The organism is Pseudomonas sp. KH_017, assembly GCF_057840285.1.
The window spans coordinates 3,587,126-3,611,537 of record NZ_CM174509.1; the positions used below are offsets into that span (position 1 = coordinate 3,587,126).

Annotated in this window: 20 protein-coding genes and 2 pseudogenes; 10 read left to right on the forward strand and 12 right to left on the reverse strand. The window is 60.5% G+C overall.

What is annotated here, in order from left to right; translation table 11 throughout:
- Positions 1–74: 74 nt before the first annotated feature.
- Both AC3IT6_RS16300 and AC3IT6_RS16305 read right to left on the reverse strand, forming a co-directional pair.
- Positions 75–638: pseudogene (locus AC3IT6_RS16300) on the reverse strand (STAS domain-containing protein); the annotation flags it as partial.
- Between the two features lie 235 nt (positions 639–873).
- Positions 874–2,154, reverse strand: a complete 1,281-nt coding sequence (locus AC3IT6_RS16305) for a serine/threonine transporter (protein WP_489351121.1) — start codon at positions 2,152–2,154, stop codon at positions 874–876.
- Between the two features lie 385 nt (positions 2,155–2,539).
- On the opposite strand from AC3IT6_RS16305, the gene AC3IT6_RS16310 reads away from it, so the two are divergent.
- The 5 genes from AC3IT6_RS16310 to AC3IT6_RS16330 all read left to right on the forward strand — a co-directional run bounded on the left by AC3IT6_RS16310 (position 2,540) and on the right by AC3IT6_RS16330 (position 6,650).
- On the forward strand, positions 2,540–2,923 hold the full coding sequence (locus tag AC3IT6_RS16310) for a tautomerase family protein (RefSeq protein ID WP_489351123.1): 384 nt from the start codon (positions 2,540–2,542) through the stop codon (positions 2,921–2,923).
- A gap of 28 nt (positions 2,924–2,951) precedes the next feature.
- Positions 2,952–3,539, forward strand: coding sequence for a TetR/AcrR family transcriptional regulator (locus AC3IT6_RS16315; RefSeq protein ID WP_489351125.1), 588 nt, complete (start codon positions 2,952–2,954; stop codon positions 3,537–3,539).
- A gap of 141 nt (positions 3,540–3,680) precedes the next feature.
- On the forward strand, positions 3,681–4,646 hold the full coding sequence (locus tag AC3IT6_RS16320; protein ID WP_489351127.1) for a 2-hydroxyacid dehydrogenase: 966 nt from the start codon (positions 3,681–3,683) through the stop codon (positions 4,644–4,646).
- Positions 4,647–4,790: 144 nt separating this feature from the next.
- Complete coding sequence (locus AC3IT6_RS16325) at positions 4,791–5,858, forward strand: phosphotransferase family protein (protein ID WP_489351129.1); 1,068 nt, start codon at positions 4,791–4,793, stop codon at positions 5,856–5,858.
- 24 nt (positions 5,859–5,882) lie between these two features.
- Positions 5,883–6,650: an SDR family oxidoreductase gene (locus AC3IT6_RS16330; RefSeq protein ID WP_489351131.1), complete on the forward strand. Its 768-nt coding sequence runs from the start codon at positions 5,883–5,885 to the stop codon at positions 6,648–6,650.
- Between the two features lie 179 nt (positions 6,651–6,829).
- Here the strand turns inward: AC3IT6_RS16330 and AC3IT6_RS16335 are convergent, their stop codons facing one another.
- The 7 genes from AC3IT6_RS16335 to AC3IT6_RS16365 all read right to left on the reverse strand — a co-directional run bounded on the left by AC3IT6_RS16335 (position 6,830) and on the right by AC3IT6_RS16365 (position 14,516).
- The gene (locus AC3IT6_RS16335) at positions 6,830–8,164 is read right to left on the reverse strand and encodes a hypothetical protein (protein ID WP_489351133.1); all 1,335 of its coding nucleotides are present in this window, start codon (positions 8,162–8,164) and stop codon (positions 6,830–6,832) included.
- Positions 8,165–8,301: 137 nt separating this feature from the next.
- Positions 8,302–8,457: a hypothetical protein gene (locus AC3IT6_RS16340; protein ID WP_489351135.1), complete on the reverse strand. Its 156-nt coding sequence runs from the start codon at positions 8,455–8,457 to the stop codon at positions 8,302–8,304.
- 389 nt (positions 8,458–8,846) lie between these two features.
- Positions 8,847–9,950, reverse strand: coding sequence for a helix-turn-helix transcriptional regulator (locus AC3IT6_RS16345; RefSeq protein WP_489351137.1), 1,104 nt, complete (start codon positions 9,948–9,950; stop codon positions 8,847–8,849).
- Between the two features lie 229 nt (positions 9,951–10,179).
- A complete protein-coding gene (sigJ, locus tag AC3IT6_RS16350) occupies positions 10,180–11,073 on the reverse strand; it encodes an RNA polymerase sigma factor SigJ (RefSeq protein WP_489351139.1) in 894 nt (297 codons plus the stop codon).
- Between the two features lie 3 nt (positions 11,074–11,076).
- The gene (locus AC3IT6_RS16355) at positions 11,077–11,511 is read right to left on the reverse strand and encodes a carboxymuconolactone decarboxylase family protein (RefSeq protein ID WP_489351141.1); all 435 of its coding nucleotides are present in this window, start codon (positions 11,509–11,511) and stop codon (positions 11,077–11,079) included.
- Between the two features lie 94 nt (positions 11,512–11,605).
- On the reverse strand, positions 11,606–12,889 hold the full coding sequence (locus AC3IT6_RS16360; RefSeq protein WP_489351143.1) for a Zn-dependent hydrolase: 1,284 nt from the start codon (positions 12,887–12,889) through the stop codon (positions 11,606–11,608).
- A 142-nt stretch (positions 12,890–13,031) separates the two neighbouring features.
- Positions 13,032–14,516, reverse strand: a complete 1,485-nt coding sequence (locus AC3IT6_RS16365) for an NCS1 family nucleobase:cation symporter-1 (protein ID WP_489351145.1) — start codon at positions 14,514–14,516, stop codon at positions 13,032–13,034.
- A gap of 541 nt (positions 14,517–15,057) precedes the next feature.
- Here AC3IT6_RS16365 and hydA point away from each other — a divergent pair.
- From hydA to preA, 3 genes are all read left to right on the forward strand, one after another.
- A complete protein-coding gene (gene hydA / locus AC3IT6_RS16370) occupies positions 15,058–16,497 on the forward strand; it encodes a dihydropyrimidinase (protein WP_489351147.1) in 1,440 nt (479 codons plus the stop codon).
- A gap of 163 nt (positions 16,498–16,660) precedes the next feature.
- The gene (locus AC3IT6_RS16375; RefSeq protein WP_489351149.1) at positions 16,661–18,028 is read left to right on the forward strand and encodes an NAD(P)-dependent oxidoreductase; all 1,368 of its coding nucleotides are present in this window, start codon (positions 16,661–16,663) and stop codon (positions 18,026–18,028) included.
- On the forward strand, positions 18,029–19,303 hold the full coding sequence (gene preA / locus AC3IT6_RS16380) for an NAD-dependent dihydropyrimidine dehydrogenase subunit PreA (protein ID WP_489351151.1): 1,275 nt from the start codon (positions 18,029–18,031) through the stop codon (positions 19,301–19,303).
- 116 nt (positions 19,304–19,419) lie between these two features.
- Here preA and AC3IT6_RS16385 read toward each other — a convergent pair whose 3' ends face one another.
- Positions 19,420–20,040: a TetR/AcrR family transcriptional regulator gene (locus AC3IT6_RS16385; protein WP_008017494.1), complete on the reverse strand. Its 621-nt coding sequence runs from the start codon at positions 20,038–20,040 to the stop codon at positions 19,420–19,422.
- A gap of 135 nt (positions 20,041–20,175) precedes the next feature.
- On the opposite strand from AC3IT6_RS16385, the gene copC reads away from it, so the two are divergent.
- Together copC and AC3IT6_RS16395 are read left to right on the forward strand one after the other, a co-directional pair.
- Positions 20,176–20,541 (forward strand): copper homeostasis periplasmic binding protein CopC, encoded by a 366-nt coding sequence (gene copC / locus AC3IT6_RS16390; RefSeq protein WP_489351154.1) that lies wholly within the window; start codon positions 20,176–20,178, stop codon positions 20,539–20,541.
- A gap of 3 nt (positions 20,542–20,544) precedes the next feature.
- Positions 20,545–21,227 (forward strand): annotated as a pseudogene (locus tag AC3IT6_RS16395) (CopD family protein).
- A 247-nt stretch (positions 21,228–21,474) separates the two neighbouring features.
- Here the strand turns inward: AC3IT6_RS16395 and AC3IT6_RS16400 are convergent.
- Both AC3IT6_RS16400 and ercA read right to left on the reverse strand, forming a co-directional pair.
- Entirely contained in the window at positions 21,475–23,211 is a 1,737-nt protein-coding gene (locus AC3IT6_RS16400; protein ID WP_489351156.1) for a PAS domain-containing hybrid sensor histidine kinase/response regulator, read from the reverse strand.
- Positions 23,195–24,358, reverse strand: a complete 1,164-nt coding sequence (gene ercA / locus AC3IT6_RS16405) for an alcohol dehydrogenase-like regulatory protein ErcA (RefSeq protein ID WP_489351158.1) — start codon at positions 24,356–24,358, stop codon at positions 23,195–23,197. The genes AC3IT6_RS16400 and ercA overlap by 17 nt, the downstream gene beginning before the upstream one ends.
- Between the last annotated feature and the right edge of the window lie 54 nt (positions 24,359–24,412).

Sequence of the window (24,412 nt, forward strand, 5' to 3'; positions counted from 1 at the left end):
TCGCGATAGCGGCGGGTCAGTCGACATGGATGTAACAGACAGACCGCCATCGCGAGCAAGCTCGCTCCCACAGGTTATGCGCCAGCCTTCAGGGCCTGCTGCACCGCACCATCCACACTCAACCCACTCAGCACCACCCCCGTGAACCTGCACCTGCGGCAACACCGCCAACGCCATTTGTGCGTCATCCTTGAGACGCGCCAGAATCAGCCGTTTGCCTTCCTGATGCACCCGCACAAAAAACTCCTGCAACACCTCGATGCTGGTGCCATCCAGATCGGGCGATTCCTCAAGACTGAGAATCACCGTTTGAATCGGCGTTTGCGAATGCCGGATCAGGCGCAAGGCACCGCCAAGAATCCGCTCGACGTTGGCAAAGAACAACGCTTCCCCCGGCCGCACAATCACACGCCAGGCACGACTTGCGCCGCTGGATGGCGTTGCAGGTCGACAAAGTCGTGACCGCCATCGATGCGCCCCAGGATCTGGATATCCGCCGCCGACATCTGCTTGAGCATCAGCAACACACTGATCGCCACCGCCACCAGCAAGCCGTCCAGCACCCCCAGCACCAACACCGCAGCCACGGCGCAGATCACCAGCAAGCGGTCACGGCGCCAGATGAAGAGACGATCGCAATGCGGCTGGGGCGCCAGTGCGGCGATGCTTGAATAGGCGACCGCTTCAGGCAGCAACAGACCGGCAATCGACAAACCTGCCAACAGGTCCTGCCAGCGGTTGGGTTATTCGGTGGGATTAGCGGTTGGGGCGCTCGACAATCCAGTGTCTCCAGGCGAAAAAAAACCGCTGCACGTATCACGTGCAGCGGCCACTGTAGCTGTCAATCCGGCACTGCGCGAGCAGGCCGGTCGATCACGCGGTCAGCGAGTAGATCAACGCCGTGATCGCCACCAGGCCCACCGCCGTCACAAAGACGTTGGAGGCCTGACCGCGATAGCGTGCCATCGCCGGCACCTTGCGGATGGTGTACATCGGCATCAGGAACAGGATCGCCGCGATCACCGGGCCACCGAGGGTTTCGATCATGCCGAGGATGCTCGGGTTGAGCGTGGCGACGATCCAGCACACCACCAGCATGAACGCGGCGGTCATGCGGTCCAGGGCCTTGGCGGACGGACGCTTGCCGCTCTTGACGATCAGGCCCTTGAGGCCTTCGCTGGCGCCGATGTAGTGCCCCAGGAACGACTTGGAAATGGCCACGAAGGCAATCAACGGCGCTGCGAAAGCGATGGTCGGATTGCTGAAGTGGTTGGCCAGGTACGACAGGATCGACAGGTTCTGCGCCTTGGCTTCGGCCAGTTGCGCTGGCGACAGGGTCAGCACGCAACTGAAGACGAAGAACAGCACCATCACCACCATCAGCAGGTGGGCGCGGGACAGGATCTGCGAGCTGCGCTCCTCGGCGTGCTCACCGTAGCGGCGCTTCTGGTCCACGGCGAACGCCGAGATGATCGGCGAGTGGTTGAACGAGAACACCATCACCGGAATCGCCAGCCACAGGGTATGCAACAGCGCCGATGGCGCCGGCACGCTGCTCGCGGTGGCGAGGATGCCGCCGTTCCAGTGCGGAACCAGGTACACCGCCAGGAACAGCAACGCGACGATGAACGGATAGACCATCAGGCTCATGGCCTTGACGATCAATTGCTCACCGCAACGCACCACCGCCAGCAGGCCGAGGATCAGCACCAACGACAAAACGGCGCGCGGTGGCGGCGTGATGTGCAGTTGATGCTCCATGAAGCTGCCGACCGTGTTGGTCAGGGCCACGCTATAGATCAGCAGGATCGGGAAAATCGCGAAGAAGTACAGCAAGGTGATCAGCGCGCCGGCCTTGATGCCGAAATGCTCTTCCACCACTTCAGTGATGTCGGCGCCTTCGCGACCGGACAGCACGAACCGGGTCAGCCCGCGGTGCGCGTAGAACGTCATCGGGAACGCCAGCAACGCCAGGACCAGCAGCGGCCAGAAACCGCCCAGGCCTGCGTTGATCGGCAAAAACAGGGTTCCCGCACCAATCGCCGTGCCAAACAGGCCCAGCATCCAGGTGGTGTCCTGGCGATTCCAGCTCGAAAGCGTCGCGGGTGTCGCGTCTACATAGCGTTCGTTAACGCTATTGGCCTGATCATTCATCCGGTGGGATCTCCACATTCCGGTCACTTGCCACCCGGCCAGGACGCGTCGGAATACCCGACAGGCAGCGCCCGGCCGAAACAGGGGCGCGATTCTGGAGGATTAGTGAGCAGAAGCAAAGACTTAGGTGAGGAACGGTGGTACCAATTGGGCGATATGAGCGACACAAAACCTGTGGGAGCGGGCTTGCCCGCGAAGGCGGCGGCACATTCAGCGTTGAGGTGACTGACACACCGCTTTCGCGGGCAAGCCCGCTCCCACAGGGGACTGCGGTGATTTCGTTATTTACGGCACCTGCGCTTCATCGCCAAAGCGCAGTCCGCACTTGATAAAGGTCAAACGTCATGTATTTTTAACTAATCTGCATTCCTTCTGGAGTCTTCCCATGCCACTGGTTCGCGTCGACATCAAAAAACACCGGGACCCCACCCACGCCAAACGCATCGGGCAACTGATCTATGCCGCCATGCACCAGACCATTGGCGTGCCGGAGCACGACAATTTCCAGATCCTGGCCGAACACGACGAGCAGCATTTCATCTTTGACCCCGGTTATCTGGGCATCAACCGCTCGGACCAGTTGGTGGTGATCCAGATCACCATGAGCGAAGGACGAACCGTCGAGCAGAAAAAACGCCTCTACAAAACCATCGCCGAAAGCCTTAATGCAGAGCTGGCCGTGCGCCTGGAGGATGTTTTCATTAATCTGGTGGAAGTGAAAAAAGAGAACTGGTCGTTTGGCAACAGAATTGCCCAGTACGCCCTCTGATGTTCAACCCGCAAACCGAGAATGACCCATGCCCCGAGTTTCCCGCAAACAAGCCGACCTCAACCGCGAGACCATAGTCGAAGCCGCCACACGGCTGTTTCGCGAACGCGGCCTGCACGGGATCAGCGTGGTCGATGTGATGGCCGCCGCGGGCCTGACCCACGGTGGTTTCTACGGGCACTTCGAATCCAGGGAAGCCCTGGCGCAAGAGGCCAGCGGCCGGGCTTTCGAGCAGGCCGCGCAACGCTGGCTAGGGCGGGTGGCCGAGCATGACAGCAAGGACGCCGCCCGCCGCGCCGTGGTCGAAACCTACCTGTCCAACGAAAGCCGGGACAATCCGGGCGACAGCTGTCCGGTGGTGGCCTTTGCCGGGGACATGTGCCACGAGGCCGCCGAGAGCGGCTTGCGTCAAACCTATCTGCAGGGCCTGAACAACCTGCTCGATTCCCTCGGCTCGCTGCTGGACACCGAGGACGAAGCCGGCAAACGGCAGCAGGCGCTGGTGCAGTATTCGCTGATGTTCGGGGCGCTGATGCTGTCCCGGGCCACCCGCGGCGATCCGCTGTCGGATGAGCTTCTCGAGGCTGCACGGGCCGCTCTCACCTCATCGAAGTAAAGCGACCTCAAGCCGCGCAATAAATAGATCGCAGGCTTCGCCAGCTCCTGCACTGCGATCGCTGGTGGTTGCCAAGCCACCCTGAAATCAGCAATCTCAAGTGACATTCGAGCCGATTTACGATGCCACAGGGAGCCAAGCATGCCTGTAACCGTTCTGGTACTGGTTGAAACCATCAATGATTACCTGCCTATCCTCGAACATCAGGGTTTTCACCTGATCCTGGCCCCGACGCCCGCCGAGCGCGCCGAAGCCATCGCCCGCCACACCGGACAGATCGACGCCGTCCTCACCCGTGGCCCGTTGGGGCTGTATGCCGATGAAATCGCCGCCCTGCCCAACCTCAAGATCATCTGCGTGATCGGTGCCGGCTATGAACACGTCGACCTGCAGGCCGCAGCGAACCGGGGCATCACCGTCACCAATGGCGCCGGGGTCAACGCCTCGTCCGTCGCCGACCATGCCATGGCGCTGCTGCTGTCGCTGGTGCGCGACATACCCCGCTGTGATGCCGCTGTACGGCGCGGCGAGTGGCCGAAGATCATGCGCCCTTCCCTGGCCGGCAAACGCCTGGGCATCCTCGGCCTCGGCGCGGTCGGCATGGCCATCGCCAAACGCGCCGGCGCCGGTTTCGACATGAGCATCAGTTACCACAATCGCCAGCATCGCAGCGATGTGCCCTACACGTTCTGCTCGACGCCGACCGAACTGGCGCGCGTCTCGGACTTCCTGATCGTCGCCACGCCCGGCGGCCAGGGCACCAGGCACCTGATCAATCGCCAGGTACTGGACGCGTTGGGCCCCCAGGGGTTTATCGTCAACATCGCCCGGGCCAGCGTGATTGCCACCGCTGACCTGATCGCCGCCCTGGAGCAACGCCGGATCGCCGGCGCCGCACTGGATGTGTTCGACGCCGAACCGAAGGTGCCGGATGTGCTCAAGACCCTGAACAACGTAATCCTCACGCCCCATGTCGCCGGGTTGTCGCCGGAAGCCACCCAAGGCACCGTCGAACTGGTGGGCAAGAACCTCGTGGCGTTTTTCTCCGGCCAACCGGTGCTGACGCCGATCGACTTGCCGCCCGCCAAGAGCCGGGTCGCCCTTTGATGGCGATTCAAACAGCTGTATCAAAAGCAATGATTGGCCGGCAACACGCTCACCTATAAGAGCCGTTCGCGGTTGTAGGTGCGCAGTGTGCGCATTAGATTAGCCAATAGTTTCAGGCCTCCAGAATAAGCAGAAGGGATAAGCATGGCGCTTAACGACCAGTCCACCCGTATCCGCACCGGCGAAGAGCTCGATGCCAGCCTGATCGATCCGTACCTCAAGGCCCATATTCCGGGGCTCAGCGGTTTGCCACGGATCAGCCAGTTTCCGGGCGGTGCTTCAAACCTCACTTACTTGCTGGAATACCCCGAACAGGAATTCGTCCTGCGTCGCCCGCCCTTTGGCCACAAGGCCAAGTCAGCCCACGATATGGGCCGTGAATTCCGCATCCTCAATCAATTGCGCGACGGTTTTCCGTACTGCCCGAAAGCCTACGTGCACTGCACCGACGAATCGGTGATCGGTGCCGAGTTCTATGTCATGGAACGGGTCAACGGCATCATCCTGCGCTCGGACCTGCCGCCGGAACTGGGCCTGGATTCGGCGAAAACCCAAGCCCTGTGCAAGAGCTTCATCGACAAGTTCGTGGAACTGCACCGCGTCGACTACAACGCCTACGGCCTGGGTGACCTGGGTAAACCCGAAGGCTACGTGGCGCGGCAGATCAAAGGCTGGAGCGATCGCTACGAAAAGGCCCTGACCCCCGATGCGCCACAATGGGATGTGGTCAAAGCCTGGCTCAACGACAAGATGCCGGCCGACCATCCGACTTCCAGCATCGTGCACAACGACTACCGCTTCGACAACGTGATCCTCGACCCGAACAACCCGATGCAGATCATCGGCGTGCTCGACTGGGAACTGACCACCCTCGGCGACCCGCTCATGGACCTGGGCAACACCCTCGCCTACTGGATCGAAGCCGATGATCCGGCGCCGGTGCAGATGATGCGCCGCCAGCCGAGCCACGCGTCGGGCATGCTGACCCGCCGCGAGTTCGTCGATTACTACGCCGAACGCTCGGGTATCCGCATCGACAATTTCGACTTCTACTACACCTACGGCCTGTTCCGCCTGGCCGGCATCGTGCAGCAGATCTACTACCGCTTCTACCACGGCCAGACCCAGGACAAACGCTTCGCGCAGTTCATACACATGAACAAGCTGCTGGAGCAGATGAGCTTGCAGGTCATTTCGAAATCCAGCCTCTGATCGGCTTCATTACAAGGGAATCCCATGTCCAAGACTCAGTTGTTCGACCTCGACGGCAAGATCGCTTTCGTCTCCGGCGCCAGCCGTGGCATCGGTGAAGCCATCGCCAAACTGCTGGCCCAGCAAGGCGCCCACGTGATCGTCTCCAGCCGCAAACTCGAAGGCTGCCAGCAGGTCGCCGACGCGATCATCGCGGCAGGCGGCAAGGCCACCGCCGTTGCCTGCCACATCGGCGAAATGGAACAGATCAGCCAGGTCTTCGCCGGCATCAAGGAACAGTTCGGCCGTCTCGACATCCTGGTCAACAACGCCGCGACCAACCCGCAGTTCTGCAACGTGCTGGACACCGACCTCAGCGCCTTCCAGAAAACCGTCGACGTGAACATCCGCGGCTACTTCTTCATGTCGGTCGAAGCCGGCAAGCTGATGCGCGAAAACGGCGGCGGCAGCATCATCAACGTCGCCTCGATCAACGGCGTTTCGCCGGGCATCTTCCAGGGCATCTACTCGGTGACCAAGGCGGCGGTGATCAACATGACCAAGGTGTTTGCCAAGGAATGTGCGCAGTTCGGGATTCGTTGCAATGCCTTGTTGCCGGGCCTGACCGACACTAAATTCGCCTCGGCACTGGTGAAAAACGAAGCCATTCTGAATACTGCTTTGCAGCAGATCCCGCTCAAGCGCGTGGCGGATCCGAGTGAGATGGCGGGTGCGGTGCTTTACCTCGCCAGCGATGCTTCGAGCTATACCACTGGGGTTTCGTTGAATGTGGATGGTGGGTTCTTGTCCTGATGCACACCACTGGTTGAGTAAAGAAAGGCAGCCTGTCGGGCTGCCTTTCTTGTTTCTGCGGACCTGCCACCTTGGGAGAAGCCTGCACATCGGTACTTGCTCTTAAACCGACCCGGATGATCGATGTAAACACCTTTGCCGAACCGCACTTTGGTGACGACTGACAAAACGAGTGTTCCTTAGCTCTCCCCTCCTGCAATCCTCACCAGCATTTCGAGCTGTGTAACCCCCTCCGGAAGCGCGGCTACCGCTTTGATTAAACGCACACCAGGGGTATTGAAACGGTAAGAGGTCGAAAACGCTTTCCCGTCGGATTTAGTTACAATTTCGAAGGGCTCATGTTCCGGGACAGTAAAAGTAACAGGTACGCCCGTTATAGGTGAGCCATTTGAATTCAAGAGCCTCACCATGAACACAAGCAAAACATTAGGTGGCAATCTGACTTCTTCCGGGGGCAACGGCAAGTCTAAATCCAAAAAATTGAGGAATCTGAAAATCTCACGACTCAACCGATTCGTCGGCGTTAATAGCGACGCCTTTTCGCCTTCGCTAAACAGCTTCACCTTAAAGGTTCCGGACTTCAACTGGGCGCCGGTTAGCTTCCATTCGTGCTTCGTAGTTAGCTGGCGAAGCGCAGGTATGCAACCAAAGTCACTTGTCACAAGTCCTGCTTGAGGACTCACGTCAATCGCCAAGGGTGCGCCAATCAGCAAGTCTGCGTTCTTGTAATCCAGCGTGAGTACATTGGTTTGCCCTCCGATGAAGTTCGCCCCACGCAATGGCATTGCATTGCCATTCAGCAAAACCGTCACCTCCTCGGCCAGATTGCTTGAAAACAACCTGCTAACTGGCAAGATAATCGGTCCGGACATCCCATAGCCATGCAGTAACAGCTGAAAAATGCCGCTGTTGGTATTCCCCGTCACCGTCCAGTGAGGGACCGTTTGTACGCTGCCAAATTCCGGTTCACTGACAACATTGTCCTTATCAAGACCACCTTTAATCGCACAGAGCAACGAAACCGGATGTCCGGCCAGCGGGCTGCCTGGCTTGAATATCAAATCGACAGTTCGCGACTCATCCCGAACAAACCATGTGCCCTCTTCTGGCACGGCTACGCCGTCGATCTTGACGTCAGCCTCATCCGCCAGATTGCTCGAAATCACCAAGCTTCGGTGCTCCCACGGCACCAGTACTTCCCTGCTGAAAAAAACCAGGGTGATACGACCGCTCTTGCCAGCGCCCGGCGTAATTTTCCAAGCGAACTTGCCATCGACGGGAGCCACCCAGTTGCCAAAATCCGGCGACGCAACGATGTTCAAGCCGCCATACTCAGCCAACCCCAAATTGAGTTCCTTGGCAATTTCGGGTGGAGCCTCCACCGTCACATCGTTCACCTGCCCGCGGAGAAAAACAGGTTTCGCGCCCCACTCCACTTTCTTGCCGTTGATCGACAACGTGGCATCTTCCCAAGGGCTTGTTGCAGCGGTTACAGCTTTTAGTTCGGCGGTCATGGCGGCGTTTCCCTTTTCAGCGGTGATGATGAAAAAACAGTCCGCTAACTATCAGGAAAAATCGACACACCGGAAACTGTCATAACTGACAGTTTGACTAGAACAAGTTGCGATAAAAACCGCTTATGACTTACAAATCATTCAGGTTCTTTGAGGTGACGGGAGCAGCTGTACCTCGCCAAGAATGCAAGGGTCGGATAACGCCAGTCGGCCACGTCATTGGGAGGCGTGGCGCCAAACCCCAAGTCCCAGGCCATCCCGCCGCCCAAGACGACGATGAAGGAAATCACCATCACCCCGAGCAGCCGGGGTTTACTGCGTGACGCAACGAGTCGTGGTGGTGACTCGGGTCACTTGCCCGTCTTCGGCCCGTACATCACCGAGGACATCGGTTTTATCCATGGCCTGGCAGGTGCGTTCAGGAGGTGGCGGAGTGACCGCTGGAGGGGGTGGCGGACTGGCACAGCCGCCGAGAATCGCTACGCACAATGCCAGCGACAAAGGTGAGAAAACGCGTTTCCCAAGAGTTTTCATAGGTTGACCCGCGACAAGTGATAGACACATTTTTGTGACAACAGAACCGGCGCGCAAAATCCACACACCGGTCACAAAAATATATATCTGCGAATCACTTATAGCCCGGCCGGTGGCATTTGCATCTTTACCGCTGCCCCTTGGGCCGTCATTCACTGGAGAACAGTCCCCGCTCCCGCGCCCAGACAATCGCTTCGCTGCGGCTGTGCACTTCGAGCTTGGAATACATCGCCGCCACATGGTTGCGCACGGTGTTCGGCGCGAGTTTCAGGCGCGCGGCGATTTCCTTGTCGGCCCGGCCTTCGCATATCAGGCCCAGCACATCGCGCTCACGGGTGGTCAGGTCAGTGAAGGACACACTGGGCAACTTCGGTGAATTGACGTTTTTCACGTTGGCCAGTTTTTCGATCAGCGTGCGGCTGAACCATGAGGCGTCCTTCATCGCTTCCTCGATGACCGACACCAGTTCCAGCTCGGTGCGCCTGCGCTCGGTGATGTCCATCAGCACCAGCAGATAGCAGGGGTTGCCTTGAATGTTCACCGTGTCCGCCGACACCGTGCAATCGATCAGCCCGGCGTCTTTTCGGCGCAAGCGCACATCGATGCGGTCCAGGCTGCCGGTTTTTTCCAGCGCGGCGAACAGCCAGATGCGCGCGTTTTGGTCATCGATGAAATCGATCTGCGCAATGCTGCTCCCAAGCACGTCCTCCCTGGGATAACCCAAGGTATCGAGGAACGCTTCGTTAACGTCCAGCACCCGTTGATCAGCCGCGCCGCACAGCAGAATCGGCACCGGCGACAGGCGAAACGCTGTGGCGAAACGTTGCTCGGCGCTGGCCCGGTCGGTGATATCGTCCATGATCAACACTAGTGATTCCGGCTCGCCACGGCTGTCGGCCAGTACCAGGCTGTGCACGCGATGGACCCAAGTACGCTCTTCGTCCGCCGCCGCCGACGTCACCTCCACCAGCACATCGCTGAACGTCTCGCCACGGGCCACCCGGTTGATCGGATAGCTGTCGGCAGGCACGACCTGATTGTTGCGATCACGCAGGGCAAAGCGTTTGACATAGGCCTTGGCATTGCTGCCCAGGTCGCTGACTTGCGAGGCACCGTGCATGGCCAGCGCCGCCTCGTTGGCCCACAGGATGCTCTGGTCGGGATCGAGCAGAATCACCCCGTCGGACACGCCGGCGATGATTTGCTGCAACTGGCGGCGATTGGCTTGCGTGGTCAGGACGTCCTGGCTCATTTCGACTCCACAAGTAGAGTGACCCTGTGAAGACTACGACCGCCGAAAATTCGGATAGTGCAACGAACCCTGTGGGAGCGGGCTTGCTCGCGAAAGCGGTAGACCCGTCAACATGTATGTCACCTGACACACCGCTTTCGTCGGATCGCCGCCCGGAGCAAGCCCGCTCCCACAGGGATCTCCATCATTTTCGGTCAGTGAAAAGACTGAAGGACTGGTGGTCTTTTGACTATTGCACGTTAAAGGACGCGCCCAGCCCCGCCAGCTTGTCCGGATTACGCATGATGAAAACCCGATTCACCCGCCCCGTTTCATCGAAACCAAACGTCACCGACGCGGTGATGACACCGTCGGCCTTGATCATCGCACCTTGGGCACCATTGATTTCAACGGGCAGCCATTCACACGTTTGCCAGTAGGCGTGCAACGACTGGCCAATGAAATCCAGCACGCTTTCGATGCCAAACAGCGTTTCACGGATCGCCGAAGCCTTGCCGCCGCTGTCGGCGCAGAGTTCGACGTCTTCGCTCAGCATCGCGCTCAAGTTCGCCGTGGAGCCACTGGCGATGGCGTTATGGAAAGCACTCAGCAACTGGTTCTGCCGCACAGGTTGCGGTTGATAGCGGGTTTGGGCACTGCCGAGACTCGCCTTGGCCCGAGACACCAGTTTGCGGCAAGCGGCTTCCTGCACCCCGACCGCATCGGCGACCTGCGGGTAATCCATGTCGAAGATTTCGTGGAGCAGGTACGCAGCGCGTTCCTTGGGTGTCAGGCGCTCCAGCAGCAACATGAACGCGGTGGACAATGACGAGGCCAGTTCGAGCCTGTGTTCGGGTGAGTCCTGATGGCTCGTGTGAATCGGCTCCGGCAGCCAGGTGCCGATGTAGTCGACCCGGGAATTGTGCGCCGAGCGCAGCACATCGATGCAGTGCCGGGTGCAGGCTGTGGTCAGCCAGGCGGCCGGCGTGGCGATGGAGGCCCGGTCGGCCTCCAGCCACTTGATGAACAACTCTTGCACCGCATCCTCGGCTTCGGCGCGCGAACCGAGAATGCGATAGGCCAGACCGAGCAAAAAGGGCCGGCGCTGCTCGAACACGGTGGCGGCGTTTTCAGCGCAGTTCATCAATCAGTGCCTCGACACCTGCAAGCGGTTCCACAGGTTGATCATGCCGATCTCGGCCGTCAAGGCGCCGATCTGTTCGTCATTGAAATGCGCCCTCAGCTCACTCCGCAGGCTGGCGTAATCGGTTTTTTCATCCAGTATCGTCAAGGCTTCGGTCCACGCCAGCGCGGCGCGCTCCAAAGGGCTGAAATCACTGACGTGACGCCAGACGATCAGGCGATCCAGGCGCTCGTTGCTTTCATTGGCTTCCCGGGCTTCGCGGGTGTGCATCTTCACGCAGAAACCGCACTGGTTGATCTGCGAGGCGCGCAGGTGGATCAAGTGCTTGAGGGCGGGATCGAGATCATGCTGATCGAGAACGACATGGACCTGGGTCAGGCTTTCGAAAACCTGTGGAATCGATTGCAGCAGGTTGACTGCTTGGGTGTTGGACGACATCGTGTTGCTCCACTGATTGAGGGATTCAACAGGATGACGATCGAGGATTGCGCGTTGTGACGTGCGCTGAATATTTCAGCGCACGTCACTCGGCTCAGGCCGCCAGTTCGCCCTTCGCCACCGCCGCCGAAGCCGCCAGCATCGCCCGCAACAACACCGCACACCCGGCCGCCAGGTCATCCGGTGTGGCGTTTTCGATTTCGTTGTGGCTGATGCCGCCTTCGCAGGGCACGAAGATCATCCCGGCCGGGCCGAGTTCGGCGAGGAAGATCGCGTCGTGCCCAGCGCCGCTGACGATGTCCATGTGCGACAGGCCCAAGACTTGGGCGGCGTCGCGCACGGCTTCGACACAGCCTTTGTCGAAGTACAGCGGCGGGAAGTCGGCCGTTGGTGTGAGTTCGAAGGTCAGGCCGTGTTCGTCGCAGGTGGTTTCAATGACTTCGCGCACTTCGGCGATCATCGAGTCCAGGCGGGCCGGTTCCAGATGCCGGAAGTCCAGAGTCATGCGCACTTCGCCGGGGATGACGTTGCGCGAGCCGGGATAGGCTTGCAGGCAACCGACGGTGCCGCAGGCATGGGGTTGATGGCTGAGGGCGGCGCGGTTGAGCGCTCCGACGATCACCGCGGCGCCGACCAGAGCGTCCTTGCGCAGGTGCATCGGGGTGGGGCCGGCGTGGGCTTCGACACCGCGCAGTTTGAGGTCAAACCATTTCTGCCCGAGGGCGCCCATGACCACGCCTATGGTCTTGCGTTCGTCTTCCAGGATCGGGCCTTGCTCGATGTGGGCTTCGAAATAAGCGCCGACTTTGTGGCCACTGACTTGACGCGGGCCAGCGTAGCCAATGGCATTCAGCGCTTCACCCACGGTGACGCCCTCGGCATCGACCTTGGCCAGGGTTTCCTCGAGGGTGAATTTTTCCGCGAACACGCCGGAACCCATCATGCACGGGGCAAAGCGCGAGCCTTCTTCGTTGGTCCAGACCACCACTTCCAGCGGCGCTTCGGTCTCGATGTTCAGGTCGTTGAGGGTGCGCAAGACTTCGACGCCCGCCAGCACACCGAAGCAGCCATCGAACTTGCCGCCGGTGGGCTGGGTGTCGATGTGGCTGCCGGTCATCACCGGTGGCAGGTCGGGATTGCGCCCGGGGCGACGGGCGAAGATGTTGCCGACGGCGTCGATGCTGACGGTGCAGCCGGCATCGATACACCATTTGACGAAGATGTCCCGAGCCTGGCGGTCGAGGTCGGTCAGGGCCAGGCGACACACGCCGCCCTTGACCGTGGCGCCGAGCCTGGCCAGTTCCATGAGCGATTGCCACAGGCGGTCGCGGTTGATGTGCTGATGGCTGGACTGCAGAACGTCTACGGCCGCGTTCATGATGATCTCCTCAGGCTGTTCTTGTGTGTTTCTTCAGGCAATGCTTTGGTGATTGTGCGGCTGCCTTCGCGAGCAAGCCCGCTCCCACAGGGGGAATGCATTCCAAATGTGGGAGCGGGCTTGCTCGCGAAGAGGCCAGTCGTCACACCGGAGATTTCGCTACCGACGGATCGACTCGCATCACATTCAACCCATAATAAATAATCCCACCCAGCGCCGAGCCGGTAAACCAGCCATAGCTGTAGAACCAGCTGAACGCATCGCTGCCCAGGGACAACAACGTCAACACCACCGGCACACCAAACGCGATGAACCCGCTCCAGTTCCACGCCGGATACACGTCGTCCCTGTACAAACCCGCAAGGTCGAGTTGCTGCTTCTTGATCAGGAAATAGTCCACCACCATGATCCCGGCAATTGGCCCCAGCAGGCTGGAATAGCCAAGCAACCAGTTGGAATAGACGGTTTCGAGACTGACGTCCGAGACAATCAGGCCCAGTTTTTTCAGCAACTCATGGGCCATCAATGCCAACCCGACAAACCCGGTGAGCAATACTGCCTTGGTACGGTTGATCGCCTTGGGCGCGATGTTCTGGAAGTCATTGGTCGGCGACACGATGTTGGCTGCGGTATTGGTCGACAGCGTGGCGATGATGATCAGCGCCATCGCCAGTGCGACCCACACCGGGCTCTGGATATGGCCGATCAGCGTCACCGGATCAGAAACCGTCACCCCCACCAGTTTCACCGAGGCCGCGGTCATCACCACGCCAAGGGACGCGAACAGGAACATGGTCAGCGGCAAACCGATGATCTGCCCCACGATCTGGTCCTTCTGGCTTTTTGCGTAGCGACTGAAGTCCGGAATGTTCAGTGACAGCGTGGCCCAAAAGCCGACCATCGCCGTCAGCCCGGCGGCGAAGTAGCTGGCCACGCCGGCGCCTTCGGGACGCTTGGCCGGAATTGCCAGCAATTCGCTCATCGACACGTTGGGCATGGCCCAGACCAGCAAGCCTGCGCCCACCAGCACCAGCAGCGGAGCCGACAGGGTTTCCAGCCATTTGATCGACTCGGCACCGCGAATCACCACCCACAGGTTCAGTGCCCAGAACACCATGAAGCCGATGACCTCGCCGGTGCCGCCCAGGGATTTCCAGCCCTCGAACACCGAACCGAGGAACAGGTGTATCGCCAGCCCGCCGAACATGGTCTGGATGCCGAACCAGCCACACGCCACCAGGGCCCGGATCAGGCACGGAATGTTGGAACCGAGCACGCCGAAGGACGAGCGCAGCAACACCGGAAAGGGAATGCCGTACTTGGTGCCGGGAAAGGCGTTCAGCGTCAGGGGAATCAGCACGATGATGTTGGCAAACAGAATCGCCAACAGCGCTTCACCGACGGACAGGCCGAAGTACGCGGTCAGCACGCCACCGAGGGTATAGGTCGGCACGCAGATCGCCATGCCCACCCACAGCGCGGTGATGTGCCATTTGTTCCAGGTGCGTTCGCGCACCTTGGTCGGTGCAATGTCGTGGTTGTAACGGGGACTGTCGAGGACATCGCTGCCGGCTTCGAGCTCGAACAAGCCGTCGCGCTCGGTCACTTGCGATCTGATCTGTTGCATGGCCGCTCCACTGTTCTTTTGATTATTGTTGCTCATCAGGGGCTGGCGGCATCAATAAACGTGCCGTGTACCCCGATCAAGCATCGGGCAGTTCCATAAATACATTGCAACCAACTGATGTTTATCAGTTTTATTCGCTGACTCGACTATTTGTCAGGGCACTCAGGCCGAATGCCAGGCAAGTTGTCCGGACAGTCAGGACTCAAACTGGTGCGTTGATCTTTTTTTCAATGGCTGCGCATCAACCATAGACCATACTCAAACAGCTGATTTCACATAAGAAATCTTGACTATTTTTCGATCCTGTCAAGTGCGTCAAAATGGTGAGCGGCCTCACCATTTTGGTGATTCTTGTATTTAATCGTTAAATATCAATTAGTTAATAACAGAATAAGCTTATAAAAAATATTCTTGCCGATTCGAATAACTGCAGCTAGCTTTTAATCCTGACAGCACTGACAGGAATCGATCTGTCTTAACTGTTTTTGTATAGAACATCTAGAACCGGCATAAGCCGGTCATTGCCTGCGAGGAACTCGGAATGTCTCTGTTGATCCGTGGCGCCACCGTTATTACCCATGATGAAAGTTATCGCGCCGATGTGTATTGCGCAGACGGCGTGATCAAGTCCATCGGCGAAAATCTCGATGTTCCTGCAGGCGCCGAAGTGCTCGACGGCAGCGGCCAATACCTGATGCCCGGCGGCATCGACCCGCACACCCACATGCAACTGCCCTTCATGGGCACCGTGGCCAGCGAAGACTTCTACAGCGGTACGGCGGCAGGACTGGCCGGCGGCACCACCTCGATCATCGACTTCGTGATTCCCAACCCGCAGCAATCCTTGCTCGAAGCCTTCCATCAGTGGCGCGGCTGGGCCGAGAAGTCGGCGTCGGACTACGGTTTTCACGTCGCCATCACCTGGTGGAGCGAACAGGTCCGCGAGGAAATGGCCGAACTGGTCAGCCAGCACGGCGTCAACAGCTTCAAGCATTTCATGGCCTACAAGAACGCGATCATGGCCGCCGATGACACCCTGGTGGCGAGTTTCGAACGCTGCCTGGAACTGGGCGCGGTGCCGACCGTTCACGCGGAAAACGGTGAACTGGTGTATCACCTGCAACGCAAGCTGATGGCCCAGGGCATCACCGGGCCGGAAGCGCATCCCCTGTCGCGCCCTTCCCAGGTTGAAGGCGAAGCCGCGAGCCGGGCGATCCGCATCGCCGAAACCCTGGGTACGCCGCTGTACCTGGTCCACGTCTCGACCAAGGAAGCGCTGGACGAAATCACCTACGCCCGGGGCAAGGGCCAGCCGGTCTACGGCGAAGTGCTGGCCGGGCACCTGCTGCTGGACGACAGCGTCTACCGCGATCCGGACTGGCAAACCGCCGCCGGTTATGTGATGAGCCCGCCGTTCCGCCCCCGTGGCCATCAAGAGGCGCTCTGGCATGGCCTGCAATCGGGCAACCTGCATACCACCGCCACCGACCATTGCTGCTTCTGCGCCGAGCAAAAAGCCGCTGGCCGCGACGACTTCAGCAAGATCCCCAACGGCACCGCCGGCATCGAAGATCGCATGGCGGTGTTGTGGGATGAAGGGGTGAACAGCGGACGCTTTTCGATGCAGCAATTCGTCGCGCTGACGTCCACCAACACGGCGAAGATCTTCAACCTCTACCCACGCAAAGGCGCGATTCGTGTGGGCGCCGATGCCGACCTGGTGCTGTGGGACCCGCAAGGCACACGGACCATTTCCGCCAAGACCCACCATCAGCAGGTGGACTTCAACATCTTCGAAGGCAAGACCGTGCGCGGCGTGCCCAGCCACACCATCAGCCAGGGCCGCGTGGTCTGGGCCGACGGCGACCTGCGGGCCGAACGCGGGGCCGGGCGCTATATCGAACGGCCGGCGTATCCGGCGGTGTTTGATTTGCTGAGCAAGCGGGCTGAGTTGCACAAGCCGACGGCTGTGAAACGCTGAAATCGAGGCCTTCGGCCTTCGCGAGCAAGCCCGCTCCCACAGGGATCTCGAGTGTCCACAAAACCTGTGGGAGCGGGCTTGCTCGCGAAGAGGCCCGCACAGACAACACAAAAAACAATGCCCAATCAGAGGCAGCACCTCAAATAACCGTGAGGCCAATACCGTGATCAAGACCCTGGACCACCTCCCGCATCCCCAAGAGAATGCGGCCACCCTCGCCGGCCACTTCACCGATCTGGCGCCGCCGCTCAACGAGCGCCAGGCGCACCTGGAAGCCTCGCGCTGCCTGTATTGCTACGACGCGCCCTGCGTGAATGCCTGTCCGAGCGAGATCGACATCCCCTCGTTTATCCGCAACATTGCGCAGGACAACGTGCAAGGCGCGGCGCAGAAAATCCTCTCGGCCAACATCCTCGGCGGCAGTTGCGCCCGGGTGTGCCCGACGGAAATTCTTTGCCAGCAAGCCTGCGTGCGCAACAACGCTCACGAATGCGCGCCGGTCATGATCGGCCTGTTGCAACGCTATGCCGTGGACAACGCCCACTTCAGCACGCATCCCTTCCAGCGTGCCGCCACCACCGGCAAACGCATCGCCGTGGTCGGTGCCGGTCCGGCCGGTTTGTCCTGCGCCCACCGCAGCGCCATGCACGGGCATGACGTGGTGATTTTCGAGGCGCGGGAAAAGGCTGGCGGCCTCAATGAATACGGGATCGCCAAATACAAACTGGTGGATGACTACGCGCAAAAGGAGCTTGAGTTCCTGCTGGAAATCGGCGGCATCGAAATCCGCCGCGGGCAGAAGCTCGGGGAGAACCTGACCCTCAGCGAACTGCATCAACAGTTCGATGCGGTGTTCCTCGGCCTAGGGCTCAATGCCAGCAAACAGCTGGGCCTGGCCCACGAAGACGCGCCCGGCCTGCTCGCCGCCACCGACTACATCCGCGAACTGCGCCAGGCCGATGACCTGAGCCAACTGCCCCTGGCCGACCACTGCATTGTCCTAGGCGCAGGCAACACCGCCATCGACATGGCGGTGCAAATGGCCCGCCTCGGCGCCCACGATGTGAATCTGGTGTACCGCCGTGGCGTCGAGGACATGGGTGCCACCCATCACGAACAGGACATTGCCAAGGCCAATCAGGTGCGGCTGATGACCTGGGCACAACCCGAAGAAGTGCTGCTCGATGACCAAGGCCGCGTGCGCGGCATGCGTTTCGCCCGCACCTGTCTGGTCGAAGGTCGCCTGCAAACCACCGGTGAAACCTTCGAACTGGCCGCCGATGCGATCTTCAAGGCCATCGGCCAGGCCTTCGACGGCAGCGCCCTCAGCGATCCGCTGGCCCGTGAACTCAAGCGCCAGGGCGAACGCATCGAAGTCGATGAAAACCTGCGCACCAGCATCCCCGGCGTGTATGCCGGCGGCGACTGCACCAGCCTCGATCAAGACCTCACAGTGCAAGCCGTGCAGCATGGCAAGCGCGCCGCCGAGGCAATCAATGCTCAACTGATGCTCAACGTGGAGGCTGCGTAAATGGCCGATCTGTCGATTGTCTTCGCCGGCATCAAAGCACCCAATCCATTCTGGCTAGCCTCCGCGCCGCCGACCGACAAGGCCTACAACGTGGTCCGCGCCTTCGAGGCCGGCTGGGGTGGCGTGGTCTGGAAAACCCTGGGGGAAGACCCGGCGGCAGTGAACGTGTCGTCGCGTTACTCGGCGCACTTCGGGGCTAACCGGGAGGTACTGGGCTTTAACAACATCGAGCTGATCACCGACCGCTCGCTGGAGATCAACCTGCGGGAAATCACCCAGGTCAAAAAGGACTGGCCAGACCGCGCACTGATCGTGTCCTTGATGGTGCCCTGCGTCGAAGAGTCCTGGAAACACATCCTGCCGCTGGTGGAAGCCACCGGCGCCGACGGCATCGAACTGAACTTCGGTTGCCCCCACGGCATGCCGGAACGCGGCATGGGCGCGGCGGTCGGCCAGGTGCCGGAATACGTGGAACAGGTCACCCGCTGGTGCAAGACCTATTGCTCGTTGCCGGTGATCGTCAAGCTCACGCCGAACATCACCGACATCCGCGTCGCCGCCCGCGCCGCCCACCGTGGTGGTGCCGATGCAGTGTCGTTGATCAACACCATCAACTCGATCACCAGCGTCAACCTCGAACTCATGGTCGCCAATCCCATGGTCGGCAGCCAAAGCACCCACGGCGGTTACTGCGGCTCGGCGGTCAAGCCGATTGCCTTGAACATGGTCGCCGAAATCGCCCGCGACCCGCAGACCCAGGGCCTGCCGATCAGCGGCATCGGCGGCATCGGCAACTGGCGCGACGCTGCGGAATTCATCGCCCTGGGCAGTGGCTCGGTGCAGGTGTGCACGGCGGCGATGCTGCATGGATTCCGGATTGTCGAAGACATGAAGGACGGTTTGTCACGCTGGATGGACAGTCAGGGCTACGCCAGCATTTCCGAGTTTTCCGGCCGCGCGGTGGGCAATACCACGGACTGGAAGTACCTGGACATCAACTATCAGGTGATCGCGAAGATTGATCAGGAGGCGTGCATCGGTTGTGGTCGCTGCCATATCGCTTGTGAGGACACCTCGCACCAGGCCGTGGCCAGCCTCAAGCAAGCGGACGGCACTCACAAGTATCAAGTGATCGATGAGGAGTGCGTGGGCTGCAACCTGTGCCAGATCACCTGCCCGGTGCAGGACTGCATCGAGATGGTGCCGGTGGAGACTGGCAAGCCGTTCCTGGACTGGAATCATGATCCGAGGAATCCGTATCGCGTTAGTCCTTGAAATCTGCGGCGCCTGATCTGACGCCTTCGCGAGCAAGCCCGCTCCCACATTTGGAATGCATTCCAGTGTGGGAGCGGGCTTGCTCGCGAAGAGGCCGGCAGCCACACCACCCAACCTCAGGGCTCCAACCCAATCCCCCGCAAAATCACACTGGTCACCGTCTGCACCGCCTTTTCGAACTGCATGTCCGACAACGGCTGATGATCATTGAGAATATTCACCTGATGATCGAAGTCGGCGTAGTGCTGGGTCGAGGCCCAGATCATGTACAGCAGACTCGAGGGTTCCACCGGCAGGATGCGTTTGTCGTCCACCCACTGGCGGATTTTCGCCTCCTTCATCTTGGCCCAATCGTACAGGCTCGCATCCAGCGCTGCGCCGAGGGTCGGCGCGCCATGGATGATTTCGTTGGCCCAGACTTTCGAGCCATACGGCCTGCTGCGGGAATGGTTCATCTTGGCGCGGATGTAGCTGCTGAGCACCACACGCGGGTCATCGAACATCTCGAAGCACAGCGCGTCCTGCTTCCAGACTTCCAGCAAGTCGAAGAGCACGGCGCTGTACAACTCGGTCTTGGTGCTGAAGTAGTAGTGCAGGTTGGAGCGCGGCAGTTGCACTTCAGCGGCGATATCGGCCATGGCGGTGCTGCCGAAGCCCTTTTCAGCGAAGACCTTTTCCGCCCCCAGCAGAATTTTTTCGACGTTACTGCGACGAATCTCGATCTTGTGATTGCCCATGCGGATCCCCGACAACAACGTTGAGCAAGACTAGCATCCGCTCTGAACCGCGGCGACAGGGGAAAACGAAACTTCGTACAGCCGCTGTCGTAAAGCTAAACTCTGCGCACTTGGAAACTGCCTGAGGTCCCCACGATGCTGTTCAAGAAAACCCTGACCGTCGCTGCCCTGCTCGGCTCGCTGTTCGCCGCTTCTTCGGTGTTTGCCCACGCCCACCTGAAAAGCCAGACCCCGGCCGCCGACAGCACCGTGGCCGCGCCGGCGCAATTGCGCCTGGAGTTCTCCGAGGGTATCGAGGCCAGTTTCACCAACATCACGCTGACCCGCGATGGCGCACCGGTGGCGGTCAAAGCGCTGACCACCGAAGGCAGCGACAAAAAGACCCTGATCGTCACCCCAGCCGCGCCATTGACCGCTGGCGCCTATAAAGTCGAATGGCACGCCGTGTCCGTCGACACCCACAAAAACGAAGGTGCCTACGCCTTCAAGGTTGGCCAGTAATTCATGGCGAGCGCGCTGGTGCTGTGCCGCTTCCTGCATTTCATCGTGGTGCTGATGCTGTTCGGAGGCTGGTGCTGGGCAATACCTTTTTCGGTCAGGTCTGGCGCTGGCATTTGCTGATCAACCTGCTGTTGCTGGCGTTACTGCTGACACCACTTCGCGCCAGCCTTGCGCTGCGCCTGATCCTCAGCGGCCTGCTGCTGGCCACCCTGGCCCCGGTCGGCCACGGCGCCATGCTCGATGGCAGCGCAGGCCGGTTGCTGATCCTCAATCAACTCATTCACTTGATCTGCGTGGGTGCCTGGCTCGGCGGCTTGATGCTGCTGGTGATGATTCTGCGAGAACCCGCGGGGCATTCGATCCGCCTGATGTTGCAGCGCTTCAGCGGCGTCGGTTACGGCCTGGTCGCGGGGTTGCTGATCACCGGGTTGATCAATGTGCGGGTGCTCACCGGGGCATTCTGGCCGACGCCGTTGTTCAGCGGGTTCGCCTTGATCCTGTTGATCAAGGCCGCGCTGGTGACGGCGATGCTGGGCTTGGCGTTGTTCAATCGCTTGCGGATCAATGAATGCGAGCAGCGTCTGCAAACACTGCGCGCCAGCGTGATGCTGGAATGGATGCTGGGGCTTGGCGCGGTGGCGGCGGTCTCGCTGCTGGGTACCCTGCCCCCCATGATTTCCAGCTGACAACCCCATCCCCTGTGGGAGCGAGCTTGCTCGCGATGACGGACGGTCAGTCAACATTTCTATTGAATGTCAGACCGCCTTCGCGAGCAAACCCGCTCCCACAGGTTTCCTCGTTGTCATCAGGTTTGCGCAAGGCAAAAAAACGGCCCCTGACGAGGCCGCTTCTGCTTCGACTCCGACCAGGGTTGCGCTTGCTGGAACAGGGTCAAGCCACCGAACTGGGCTTCACCCTGCAGTATCGGCCGCTTCAGGCAGATGCCCCCAACAATTGACTCAACACCGCTCGCAACTTGCCGGGCTTCACCGGTTTGTTCAGCAGGGGTGCGTTGAGCCGCTGCAACGCACGCCGACAATGATCAGTGCGGTCAGCGGTAATGATCACCGCGGGAATGTCCTGGTGGAAATGCTCGCGCAAATGTCGCACCACATCACAGCCGACCACCCCGTGATCGAGGTGATAGTCCGCCAGAATCAGTTCCGGCGCCTGCCCGCGCAGCGCCGCCAGCGCAGCCTCTTCATCGGTGGCGACCAGAACGTCGCAGCCCCACTGCCCGAGCAACGCGCTCATGCTGTCGAGAATGCTCACTTCGTTGTCGATCACCAGTAAACGGCGGCCCGGCAGCGGGTTGCCGGTGCCCGGTTGTGGCACCGCTTGGCTCACGGGCAGCGGAACCTCATCGGATATCGGCACCTCGATGCTGAACATCGAACCCCGCCCCGGCAACGAGTACACGCCGATCCTGTAGCCAAGGATCTTGGCGATGCGCTCGACAATCGCCAGCCCCAGGCCCACGCCCTTACGGTCGGCGGCGCGGCCGACGTCCAGCTGGTTGAACTCGAGGAAGATCGATTCGAGCCGGTCGACGGCGATGCCGCGCCCGGTGTCCCAGACCTCCAGGCGCAACATCTCGCCCCGACGCCTGGCCGCCAGCAGGATGCTGCCTTCATCGGTGTAGCGGCAGGCATTGCTGAGGAAGTTGCGCAGGATCCGCGTCATCAGGCGCAAATCGGTGCTGATGGCGCAATCGGCCATGCGCACCCGCAGGTTCAAGCCGGCCGCCTGGGCGACGGACTGGAACTCCGACACCAGCGGCCCGAGCAGTTCGTCGAGGCGGTACGAGGCAACGTCCGGCTTGACCGCAGCCTGATCGAGCCGGGAAATGTCGAGCAGATCCGTCAGCAGGTCTTCGGCCCCTTCCAGGGCCTGGTGAGTGCGCTCCACCAGTACCTGTTCGGCTTCCGGCAATTGGCGTTCGCGCAAGGTCGAAATCAGCAACCGCGCGGCGTTCAGCGGTTGCAGCAGGTCGTGGCTGGCGGCGGCGAGGTATTTGTCCTTGCTGTGATTGGCGGCCTCGGCGGCATCGCGGGCATCGCGCAAGGCCTTGGCGATCTGTTTGCGCTGGGTGATCTGCTGCTGAAGGTTACGGTTGGCTTCGAGCAACTCATCGGTGCGCGCGACGACGCGCTGCTCCAGTTCGTCATTGAGTTGCTGCAGGCGTCGCTGGGCCAGCTTGCGCTCGGTGATATCGGAGACGAACCCCTCTACCAGGCCTTCCTGGCCGGGCTTGAGCAGCAGGTTCATCAATACATCCAGGTAACTGCCGTCCTTGCGCCGCAAGCGGGTTTCATAGCCGTGCAGGCTGCGCTGGTGCCTGAGGATTTCGCCGATGGTTTCCAGCTCCTGCGCGCCGTCGACGAACAGGGTGCTGCCCAGGTCGGTCAGAGAGAACAGCACCTCCTGCGGGTCCTGGTAGCCCAGCATGCGCGCCAGCGCCGGGTTGGCGGCGCGCATGCCATCGTGCAGGCTGGCCTGGAAGATCCCGTGCACCGCGTTTTCGAACAGCCACTTGTAGCGGTTACGCTCGGCTTCCAGATCATCCAGGCGCGCGGCCAGCTCCGGGTAATGACTCTTGCGCGCCGAATGGCTGCCCAGCCCCAGCAGCCCGGCCAGGGCCCGTTGTTGCTCGTCAGAGGGCTTCGCCATAGACGACCTCGACATCACGCTGGCTGGATTCGCGTGGGTTGGTCAGGATGCACGGGTCGTGCATCGCATGTTGCGACAGGAACGGAATGTCCGAGGTCCTGACGCCATGCAAACCGAGGGTTTCGTGAAAGCCGATGGCGTGCTTGAGGGCGATCAGGTGTTCGACCAGGCGCCCGCAGATCTGCCGGTGATTCAGGCCCCGGCAGTCGATGCCCAACGTCTCGGCGATCACCTTGAAGCGATCTGGCGCCGAGTTGTAATTGAAGGCCACCACGTGCTCGACCAGTACCGCGTTGCACAGGCCGTGGGGCAGATCGAGAAAGCCGCCGAGGCTGTGGGACATGGCATGCACCGCACCGAGGATGGCGTTGGAAAACGCCAGCCCGGCCTGCATGCTGCCGAGCATGATTTTTTCGCGCAACGCGATGTCGGTCGGGTTGGCGATCATTTGCACCAGGTTGCCATTGATCAGGCGCATCGCCTCCAGCGCATGGGGATCGGTCAGCGGCCCGTGGCCGGTGGACACGAAGGCTTCGATGGCATGCACCAACGCGTCGATGCCGGTACAGGCCGACAGGAACGGGTCCATGCTCAGGGTGGTTTCCGGGTCGATCAGCGAAACGTCCGGTACCACGGCCTTGCTGACGATGGAGAACTTCATGCGTTCCTGCTGGTTGGAAATGATCACGAATTGCGAGACGTCGGCCGAGGTGCCGGCAGTGGTCGGAATCAGGATCAGCGGCGGGCTGGGCACGCGGATGGTGTCCACGCCCTCGAAATCGAGAATGCTGCGGCCATGGGCGACGACGATGCCGATGCCTTTGCCGCAGTCCATCGGGCTGCCGCCACCGACGGCGACGATCACGTCGCAGTGGTTTTCCCGGTACAGCTCGGCGCCGAGCATCACCTCTTCGACCCGAGGGTTGGGCGAGACATCGGAGTACAGGCAATACTGGATGCCCAACGCTTGCAGGCTGGCCTCGACATCGGCGACCCAACCGGCGGCAATCACACCGGGATCGCTGACCACCAGGACCTTGCGCGCGCCAAAGGTCTTGGCGTAATTGCCGACACTGTGCCGGCTACCGGCACCGAAGATGATTTCAGGGGAAACGAATTTGCGCAGCTGGTTGAGACTCTGGCTCATTGGAAAGCCTGTTTTTATTGTTTTGGAAGGTAGAAACCACACTAAACCATCCAG

Bases quoted from the DNA above. Each gene is read 5' to 3' on its own strand.
- AC3IT6_RS16305 (WP_489351121.1), bottom strand. From the start codon at position 2,154: ATGAATGATCAGGCCAATAGCGTTAACGAACGCTATGTAGACGCGACA.
- AC3IT6_RS16310 (WP_489351123.1), top strand. From the start codon at position 2,540: ATGCCACTGGTTCGCGTCGACATCAAAAAACACCGGGACCCCACCCAC.
- AC3IT6_RS16315 (WP_489351125.1), top strand. From the start codon at position 2,952: ATGCCCCGAGTTTCCCGCAAACAAGCCGACCTCAACCGCGAGACCATA.
- AC3IT6_RS16320 (WP_489351127.1), top strand. From the start codon at position 3,681: ATGCCTGTAACCGTTCTGGTACTGGTTGAAACCATCAATGATTACCTG.
- AC3IT6_RS16325 (WP_489351129.1), top strand. From the start codon at position 4,791: ATGGCGCTTAACGACCAGTCCACCCGTATCCGCACCGGCGAAGAGCTC.
- AC3IT6_RS16330 (WP_489351131.1), top strand. From the start codon at position 5,883: ATGTCCAAGACTCAGTTGTTCGACCTCGACGGCAAGATCGCTTTCGTC.
- AC3IT6_RS16335 (WP_489351133.1), bottom strand. From the start codon at position 8,164: ATGACCGCCGAACTAAAAGCTGTAACCGCTGCAACAAGCCCTTGGGAA.
- AC3IT6_RS16340 (WP_489351135.1), bottom strand. From the start codon at position 8,457: ATGGTGATTTCCTTCATCGTCGTCTTGGGCGGCGGGATGGCCTGGGAC.
- AC3IT6_RS16345 (WP_489351137.1), bottom strand. From the start codon at position 9,950: ATGAGCCAGGACGTCCTGACCACGCAAGCCAATCGCCGCCAGTTGCAG.
- sigJ (WP_489351139.1), bottom strand. From the start codon at position 11,073: ATGAACTGCGCTGAAAACGCCGCCACCGTGTTCGAGCAGCGCCGGCCC.
- AC3IT6_RS16355 (WP_489351141.1), bottom strand. From the start codon at position 11,511: ATGTCGTCCAACACCCAAGCAGTCAACCTGCTGCAATCGATTCCACAG.
- AC3IT6_RS16360 (WP_489351143.1), bottom strand. From the start codon at position 12,889: ATGAACGCGGCCGTAGACGTTCTGCAGTCCAGCCATCAGCACATCAAC.
- AC3IT6_RS16365 (WP_489351145.1), bottom strand. From the start codon at position 14,516: ATGCAACAGATCAGATCGCAAGTGACCGAGCGCGACGGCTTGTTCGAG.
- hydA (WP_489351147.1), top strand. From the start codon at position 15,058: ATGTCTCTGTTGATCCGTGGCGCCACCGTTATTACCCATGATGAAAGT.
- preA (WP_489351151.1), top strand. From the start codon at position 18,029: ATGGCCGATCTGTCGATTGTCTTCGCCGGCATCAAAGCACCCAATCCA.
- AC3IT6_RS16385 (WP_008017494.1), bottom strand. From the start codon at position 20,040: ATGGGCAATCACAAGATCGAGATTCGTCGCAGTAACGTCGAAAAAATT.
- copC (WP_489351154.1), top strand. From the start codon at position 20,176: ATGCTGTTCAAGAAAACCCTGACCGTCGCTGCCCTGCTCGGCTCGCTG.
- AC3IT6_RS16400 (WP_489351156.1), bottom strand. From the start codon at position 23,211: ATGGCGAAGCCCTCTGACGAGCAACAACGGGCCCTGGCCGGGCTGCTG.
- ercA (WP_489351158.1), bottom strand. From the start codon at position 24,358: ATGAGCCAGAGTCTCAACCAGCTGCGCAAATTCGTTTCCCCTGAAATC.